At 31.5% G+C, this 6622-nt stretch carries 6 protein-coding genes and 1 tRNA gene; 6 read left to right on the top strand and 1 reads right to left on the bottom strand.

Going from position 1 to position 6622, the window contains the following annotated elements; all coding sequences use genetic code 11:
* Positions 1-2: 2 nt before the first annotated feature.
* A tRNA-Leu gene (locus N4A42_RS11880) sits at positions 3-84 on the bottom strand.
* Between the two features lie 144 nt (positions 85-228).
* On the opposite strand from N4A42_RS11880, the gene N4A42_RS11875 reads away from it, so the two are divergent.
* The 6 genes from N4A42_RS11875 (at position 229) to serS (ending at position 6339) form a co-directional block, all read left to right on the top strand.
* A complete protein-coding gene (locus tag N4A42_RS11875; protein ID WP_294074266.1) occupies positions 229-1170 on the top strand; it encodes a ribose-phosphate pyrophosphokinase in 942 nt (313 codons plus the stop codon).
* A gap of 177 nt (positions 1171-1347) precedes the next feature.
* Positions 1348-1950, top strand: a complete 603-nt coding sequence (locus tag N4A42_RS11870; RefSeq protein ID WP_294074264.1) for a 50S ribosomal protein L25/general stress protein Ctc — start codon at positions 1348-1350, stop codon at positions 1948-1950.
* 147 nt (positions 1951-2097) lie between these two features.
* A complete protein-coding gene (gene pth / locus N4A42_RS11865) occupies positions 2098-2664 on the top strand; it encodes an aminoacyl-tRNA hydrolase (RefSeq protein WP_294074262.1) in 567 nt (188 codons plus the stop codon).
* 91 nt (positions 2665-2755) lie between these two features.
* Positions 2756-3688: a bifunctional riboflavin kinase/FAD synthetase gene (locus N4A42_RS11860; protein ID WP_294074260.1), complete on the top strand. Its 933-nt coding sequence runs from the start codon at positions 2756-2758 to the stop codon at positions 3686-3688.
* Positions 3681-4988, top strand: coding sequence for an HTTM domain-containing protein (locus tag N4A42_RS11855; protein ID WP_294074258.1), 1308 nt, complete (start codon positions 3681-3683; stop codon positions 4986-4988). Before N4A42_RS11860 ends, N4A42_RS11855 begins: the two co-directional genes overlap by 8 nt.
* A 79-nt stretch (positions 4989-5067) precedes the next feature.
* On the top strand, positions 5068-6339 hold the full coding sequence (serS, locus tag N4A42_RS11850; RefSeq protein ID WP_294074256.1) for a serine--tRNA ligase: 1272 nt from the start codon (positions 5068-5070) through the stop codon (positions 6337-6339).
* Positions 6340-6622 lie beyond the last annotated feature (283 nt).

Genomic DNA, 6622 nt, shown 5'->3' with positions numbered 1-6622 from the left:
AGTACTCAAGGTGGGAATCGAACCCACACTTCCGAAGAAACTGGATTTTGAATCCAGCGCGTCTACCAATTCCGCCACTTGAGCAAAACAGGGCAACAAAAATATAAAATAATTTCCGCCAAACAATTAAAAATAGAGGGTTTTATCCTTTTAGCGGGTAAATAATTTTTTCTAACTTTGAACACGCTAAATAACTTAACTAAAACCCTATAAAATCTCGTTCTCAAAATGCAAAATAATATTACAGAAGCTAAAGTTTTCACATGTTCTCAAAGCAAAGATTTAGCAGAAGAAATTGCTACTGCTTTTGGAGTTAAATTAGGTAATGTAATTACGTCTACATATAGTGATGGTGAATTTCAACCATCTTTTGAAGAATCTATAAGAGGTACACGTATTTTTATTATTGGATCTACGCATCCTGGTCCTAAAAACCTAATGGAAATGCTATTAATGATTGATGCTGCAAAACGTGCATCTGCAAGACACATTACTGCTGTAATGCCATATTTTGGTTGGGCAAGACAAGATAGAAAAGATAAGCCAAGAGTACCTATTGCTGCAAAACTAGTAGCAAAAATGTTAGAAGCTGCCGGAGCTACTCGTATTATTACTATGGATTTGCATGCCGATCAAATTCAAGGTTTTTTCGAAAAGCCTGTAGATCATTTATTTGCCTCTACTATATTCTTACCTTATTTAAATAGTTTAAACTTAGACAATTTAACCATTGCATCACCAGATATGGGAGGATCTAAACGTGCTTATGCTTACTCAAAAGCACTAAAAAGCGATGTAGTTATTTGCTACAAACAACGTGCTAAAGCCAATGTTATTTCTCACATGGAATTGATTGGTGACGTTACTGGCAAAAATGTAGTTTTGGTAGATGACATGGTAGATACAGCTGGCACACTAACAAAAGCAGCAGATTTAATGATGGAACGTGGTGCAAAAAGTGTAAGAGCTATTTGTACACACCCTATTTTATCTGGTAGTGCTTACGAGCGTTTAGAGAACTCTAAACTAGAAGAATTAATCGTCACTAACTCTATACCGCTTAAACAGGAGAGTAAAAAATTAAGAGTTTTAAGCTGTGCTAAATTGTTTTCTGAAGTCATGTACAACGTACATAAAAACCAGTCAATTAGCAACAAATTTGTTATGTAAAACGTTTATTTTTCAATTCGAAAAACACCTTTAAAGTTTTATTATATAAAAAACAGCTTAAAAGGCTAGTATTTTTGTATTATATGCTTAAATTTGCAGCCCTCTTACGCAAAATCTGCTTTAGAGGACAAACCCTCAAAATGAGGTAATTAAAAAATAATTTAAACAATTTCTAAAATGAAATCAATTACAATCAATGGATCTCAAAGAGAAAGCGTAGGCAAATCATCAACTAAAGCCTTACGTAATGCTGGTCAGGTTCCTTGCGTATTATACGGAGGAGACAAACCAATGCATTTCTCTGCACCAGATTTAGCATTCTCTAAACTTGTATACACACCAAACGCGCATACAGTTGTGATTGCCTTAGATAATGGTGAAACTTTTAATGCTATTATGCAAGATATTCAGTTTCACCCTGTAACTGATAGAATCCTTCACATCGATTTCTATCAAACTTTTGAAAATAGAGAAATCACTATGGAAATTCCTATTCAAATTGTAGGAACTTCTAAAGGTGTATTAAATGGTGGTGTTTTAAAACGCCCTTACCGCAAGCTTAAGGTTAAAGCAATACCTTCTAAGTTACCAGATTTTATTGAAGTAGATATTACTCCTTTAAAGATTGGAAACAAACTTTACATCACTGAATTAGAGAATGAAGATTATAAATTCTTACATCCAGATAATACAGTTGTATGCCAAGTAAGACGTTCTAGAGCATCTATGTCTATGGCAGATAGCGAAGAAGAGGATGAAGATGAAACTGCTGAAGCATAAGAAAGCATAAATTTTCTTTCAAAATATATAAAAAGCATTCTTTTACAGGATGCTTTTTTATTTTTACACAAATGAAACAAAATGTTTAAGTGTTTAAAAAAGTGGCTTGATTTTAGCAATTCTATTGAAAAAAATGAAGAAGATCTTATGAAAAAATTCTTAATAGTTGGATTAGGTAATATTGGTGAAAAGTACGATAACACCAGACACAATATAGGTTTTAATATTTTAAACTACTTAGTAAGCAAAGAAGATATTTCTTTTGAAACTGTAAAACTTGGCGATACTACTACTCTAAAAATTAAAGGCAGAACTCTTATTCTCCTTAAGCCAAGTACATATATGAATCTTAGCGGAAAAGCTGTAAAGTATTGGCTAGAGAAAGAAAAAATACCTTTAGAAAATTTATTAATTATTACAGACGATCTTAATCTGCCTTTTGGTACAATTAGACTTAAAACAAAAGGTAGTGATGGTGGACATAATGGCCTAAAAGATATTCAAGATAAGTTACAAACTTCAAAGTACAATCGCCTAAGATTTGGCATCAGTGATAGCTTTAGTAAAGGAAGGCAAGTAGACTATGTTCTTGGCAAGTGGAGTGATGACGAAAATTCTAAATTAGAAGAACGATTAAAAACTTGCACCGAAGTAATAAAGTCGTTTGCCTTAGCTGGTGTTAATAACACAATGAATCAATTTAATGGAAAATAATATTATAAATACTTCTCTTCTTTGTTAATATCTCTTTGAATACAATGAAAAAAGTATTTAATCCCTAATTTTACACAAAAGTTACACTAGATTGAAAATTACTGAAACTCCAAAGCTTGTATCAAAAAATGGTTTATCCTTAACCATAGGCACTTTTGATGGTGTTCATATTGGTCATCAAAAAATACTAAATCATTTAAATAAGCTTGCTGTTAAAGAAAACCTTACCTCAACTGTTTTAACATTATTTCCTCATCCTAGAATGGTATTAAAAAAAGATGACTCAATTAAACTTCTTAATACCATTGAAGAACGTATTGAAATTATAAAATCTTATGGTATAGAAAACGTAATTGTAAAAGAGTTTACAAAAGAGTTTTCAGCACTTTCTGCTGAGGATTATGTAAAAACTATTTTAGTTAACGAGCTCAACACAAAACAAATCGTTATTGGTTACGATCACCATTTTGGAAAAAACCGTACGGCTAATATTAACGATTTAAAAAAGTTTTCGGAAACATATAATTTTAAAGTTGAAGAAATTCCAGCTCAAGACATTGAAGACGTTACTGTAAGTTCCACTAAGATTAGAAAGGCACTAAATCTAGGAGACATTGGTACGGCAAACGCATATTTAGGTTATAACTTTTTTATTTCAGGAAGAGTAATTAAAGGCAAAGGCATAGGTAGAACATTAGATTTTCCAACAGCTAATATTTATGTTAAAGAATCTTACAAACTAATTCCTAGTGATGGTGTCTATGTTGTAAAATCTAAAATTGAAGGTTCTACTATATATGGTATGATGAACATTGGCACTAATCCAACACTAGATGGTAAGTTACGCTCAATTGAGGTTCATTTTTTTGAATATAATAGAGACCTCTACGAAAAAGACTTAAAAATTGAATTTTTACATTGGCTTAGAAATGAAAAAAAATTCGAGAATCTTGAAGCTTTAAAAAACCAACTTAATAAGGATATGGCAAATGCTTTAGCCTATATTAATAAAATAGATGAATAAATTTTTATTTAAACATATAGATAATTCTGGTCTTATTGTCTTTAGAATTATATTCGGGTTACTTTGTTTTTTAGAGTCTGTAGGAGCAGTTTTTACAGGTTGGGTAAAACGAACACTTATTGACCCAGAATTTACCTTTTCATTTATTGGTTTTGAGTGGCTACAACCTTTACCAGGTAATTGGATGTATGCGTATTACGTAGTTATGGGGATTTTTGGGCTTCTAATTATGGTAGGCTACAAATACCGATTTAGCATGTTTATGTTTGCTACTATGTGGACAGCCACATATTTAATGCAAAAATCGTCCTATAACAACCATTATTACTTACTGTTTCTGTTAAGTTACTTAATGGTATTTTTACCTGCAAATAGATACGCATCTATAGATGCAAAGCTTAACCCTTCAATAAAACGAATTTCAATGCCTTCTTGGTGCAAATGGGCTATTGTATTACAGTTGTTTATCCTGTACACATTTGCATCAATTAACAAAATATATCCAGATTGGCTAAACACTTCATTTATCGGTTTATTAATGAAAGGTAAAGCCAGTTATCCTATTATTGGCGAACTATTACAGCATAAACCGTTACATTATTTCCTTATTTATGGAGGCATTATATTTGATGGATTAATTATTCCTGCGTTATTATTTAAACCAACAAGAAAATACGCCTTTTTTGCATCTATATTTTTTCATTTATTTAATTCCATAGTATTTCAGGTTGGTATTTTCCCTTACCTTTCTTTAGCATTTAGTTTATTCTTCTTTGAGCCTAAGATTATTAGAAAGATATTCTTACATAAAAAAGAATTTTATAACGCTAATGAAATCATTGTCCCCAGATACAATACTCTACTTATAAGTATTTTTTCAATTTACTTCTTAATTCAAATTGCTTTGCCTCTACGTCATCATTATTTTGAAGACGATGTTCTATGGACAGAAGAAGGTCATAGAATGTCTTGGCGAATGATGCTACGTGCCAAAAGTGGTACAGTTAGCTACACAGTAATAGATGAGGAAACAAATAAGCGAATTCCTATTAAACTAGATAATTACCTTACCAAAAAGCAGCAGCGAGGCGCAAGTACAAAACCGGATGTTATTTGGCAATTTGCTCAACGTTTAAAACAAGATTTTGCTAAAAAAGGAAAATCAGTTAAGGTTTTTGTAAGTGCTTATGTAAGGGTTAATGGTAAGAAATCAAAACAACTGATAGATTCTAAAGTTGACCTTGCCAATGAAGAATGGCATCATTTTAAACATCACGACTGGATATTGCCTTCAAAATAGTTTTTATCTGCTTAAATTCTTATTACTTTTGTTGCCTTATTTTTTGCGCTAAAAAAGGCGTAAACCCAAAATTTTAGATATGTTACAAGTTGCTTTTATTAGAGAGAATAAAGAAGCCGTTATTAAAGGTTTAGCAAAACGAAATATAGATGCTGCTAAAATGATTAATGACGCTATTACTTTAGATGAAGAACGTAGAAATCTTCAGACTAAATTAGATAGTACAAAAGCTGAATCTAATACTTTATCCAAAGAAATAGGTAATTTATTCAAATCTGGTGAAGCACAAAAGGCTAATCTTTTAAAAGAAAAAACAACGCAGCTAAAAGAAACAGTTAAAAGCCTAGAGCAAGAACTAAACGATAAAGCTGATGCTTTAAAAGAAGTATTATACAAAATACCTAATGTCCCTCATGATTCTGTACCAGAAGGGAATTCTGATGAAGATAATAAAGAAATCTATCGCGAGGGTGAGATTCCAAAGCTCTTTGAAGGAGCTTTACCACATTGGGAATTAGCCAAAAAATATGATATCATAGATTTTGAACTTGGTAATAAAATTACTGGAGCTGGTTTTCCTGTTTATAAGGGTAAAGGAGCAAGATTGCAACGTGCTTTAATTGCTTACTTTTTAGACAAAAATACAGCAGCTGGTTATACTGAATACCAACTACCACATTTAGTAAACGAGGCTTCTGGATTTGGAACTGGACAATTGCCAGATAAAGAAGGGCAAATGTATCATGTTACTGCAGATAATCTATACTTAATTCCAACAGCAGAAGTTCCTGGAACTAACATATTTAGAGACACGCTTTTAAACGAAAGTGATTTACCTATTGGCATTACTGGTTATACACCTTGTTTTAGAAGAGAAGCCGGAAGTTATGGTGCACATGTTAGAGGCTTAAATCGTTTACATCAGTTTGATAAAGTTGAAATTATTAGAGTAGAGCATCCTAATAATTCTTATAAAGCTTTTGATGGTATGATAGCGCATGTTAAAGATATTCTGAAAGAATTAAAACTACCTTACAGAATTTTAAACTTATGTGGTGGTGATGTTACTTTTGCTTCTGCATTAACTTACGATTTTGAAGTGTTTTCTACAGCTCAAGATCGTTGGTTAGAAATTTCTTCGGTTTCAAATTTTGAAACCTTTCAAGCTAACAGGTTAAAACTACGTTTTAAAAATAGTGAAGGTAAAAATGAATTATGCCATACACTCAACGGAAGTTCATTAGCATTACCAAGAGTTTTAGCAGGAATTTTAGAAAATTACCAAACTGAAAACGGTATTAAAATACCAGAAGTTTTAATTCCTTATACAGGTTTTGATATGATTTCTTAACGAATTCATTTTGAGTGAATTCAGACATATTTGTTAAAATATGGTGTTTTTTATCGATTTTTAATGTATTTCTTCGTTTTTTTTAATTACTTTTAGGAAGTTAGTAGTCCAAATCGAGAGTTAATCTAGTTATGAAAAACGTAAAGCGTATTGTTCTACTTATTGCATTGGCTGTTATGGTAAGCAAAGTTTTTTTTTAGATATATAATAATAAAACACCAAGACAAAGTAATTGAATCATATTTACAAGAATAATGGTTAATAGCACATTTATTTTGCTGGT

It is taken from the genome of Winogradskyella sp., from assembly GCF_025210595.1.
Classification (GTDB): Bacteria; Bacteroidota; Bacteroidia; order Flavobacteriales; family Flavobacteriaceae; genus Winogradskyella.
This window is presented reverse-complemented; position numbering and strand designations above follow the sequence as displayed.